This is a genomic window from Clostridium bornimense, from assembly GCF_018917145.1.
GTDB classification, from domain to species: domain Bacteria; phylum Bacillota; class Clostridia; order Clostridiales; family Clostridiaceae; genus Clostridium_AN; species Clostridium_AN bornimense_A.
The window spans coordinates 1-1,255 of sequence record NZ_JAHLOD010000121.1; the positions used below are offsets into that span (position 1 = coordinate 1).

A 1,255-nucleotide genomic window follows, 5' to 3' on the forward strand; every position below is an offset into this window, starting at 1 on the left:
AAAGATATATGATTATGCGACTACGTTGTTAGTCGCATTTATCATGATGCTCTTTTTTTCTTTGCTTCTAACTCTGCTTTATAAGCAAGTATTCTCTTATTTTCTGGTATCGGATATTGAATAGGGGTTTCTGTCGCTAATGCAGCAGTTCTAACTTCCATAGGCGCTAAATTATTAAACCTTTCTTGATACCTATTGTTGTTATAATAGTCTATAAATTCCTTTATAGCTTTTCTTAATTCATCTTCATTTTTAAAATCATTAATATAATACATTTCTGATTTTATAATCCCCCAAAAACCTTCGGTAGGACCATTATCAATACAACACCCTACACGTGACATTGATTGTGTTAGTCCATCTTCCTTAAGCTTATTTATATATTCCTTACTTGTATATTGAAATCCTCGATCACTATGCAATAACGGCGTAGCCTTCGGATTATTTTTTAATGCAAGATCATATGTATCCAAAACTAATTTATTATCATTTCTATTACTTATAACATATGACACTACAGATCTATCATAAAAATCTAAAATAGCACTTAGATATAACTTTTTAGTACTCATTGGTATTTTAAATTCTGTTACATCTGTTCCCCATTTTTCATTTGGTTTAGTAGCTTCAAATTCTCTATGTAGTATATTTTCAGTAATTGTTTGTACAGTAGATGAACGATATGGTTTTCTTTTCTTTCGGATTTCAGCCTTTATTCCAAGAACCTTCATAATGCGTTGGATTCTTTTCTTACTGTAATTTTTCTTTTTGTCACGGTTAATATAATTACGCATTCTTCTATAACCAAGCGTATGCTTGAACTTTTCATGATATTCTTGAATCCATAGAGCAATTTGTTCATTCTCTAATTCTTCTTCTGTTTTTTCTCGATTGCACCATTTATAATATCCTGACCTTGAAACTTCTAACTTAGTGCACATCCAATTAATACTCCAACCTTTTGTTTTATAAAAATATTGAATAGTTAAATACTTAGGCTCTAATTTTCCGCGGGCTAAAATCGCCTCCTTTCGAATTCCTTCACTTTTTTTAATAGTTCTACCTCCATATCTTTTTCTTCTAGCTGACGCTTTAACCGTATGGTCTCTCTACGAAGTCTTTCTAATTCATCTACTTCATCATCAGATTTATGATGTCCACGCTTATCTATTAAACCATCTTCTCCATCAATCTTATATTTACGTACCCATGTATAAACTTGAGTGTAAGATACACTAAACTTTTCTGCTGTATT

2 protein-coding genes are annotated in these 1,255 nt (G+C 31.1%); both read right to left on the reverse strand.

The window, feature by feature from the left end; all coding sequences use genetic code 11:
* Positions 1–41: 41 nt before the first annotated feature.
* On the reverse strand, positions 42–1,055 hold the full coding sequence (locus tag KQI30_RS16795) for an IS3 family transposase (RefSeq protein ID WP_216464486.1): 1,014 nt from the start codon (positions 1,053–1,055) through the stop codon (positions 42–44).
* Positions 1,016–1,255 (reverse strand): helix-turn-helix domain-containing protein (locus tag KQI30_RS16800; protein WP_216464485.1); only part of this gene is annotated, 240 nt, incomplete at its 5' end. The genes KQI30_RS16800 and KQI30_RS16795, both read right to left, overlap by 40 nt.